This window comes from Isoptericola croceus, from assembly GCF_029382255.1.
Lineage (GTDB): Bacteria > Actinomycetota > Actinomycetes > Actinomycetales > Cellulomonadaceae > Isoptericola > Isoptericola croceus.
Genome location: NZ_JARLLG010000138.1, coordinates 1 through 280 on the forward strand (window position 1 = coordinate 1; position 280 = coordinate 280).

The window sequence follows — 280 nt, forward strand, 5'->3', positions numbered from 1 at the left end:
GGATGTTGCTATTCCCGTTGGTCATTGGGATGGGGGCTAGTTTGAGTCGTTCTTGGCCAGCGATGCTCCTTTGGAATTTGATTGCGGCCTTTCTACAACTTGGTTTCGGGACATTGTGGTTGGCTTTTGTTGCTAAGATGGCAATAGAAACAGCTGTTGCAACTGGTTTGATTGCATTCGTTATCCCAACAATCATTAAAGTTGTGATTGTGGTTACTTTGATGGTAATCATCGGGCGCGTGATGCGTTTGCCAATTGGTGGTAAAGAATAAGTATAATT

Annotated in this window: 1 protein-coding gene; it reads left to right on the forward strand. The window is 43.6% G+C overall.

Annotated elements, in window-relative coordinates; translation table 11 throughout:
* Positions 1-272 (forward strand): biotin transporter BioY (locus PZC42_RS24455; RefSeq protein ID WP_277214039.1); only part of this gene is annotated, 272 nt, incomplete at its 5' end.
* Positions 273-280: the final 8 nt, after the last annotated feature.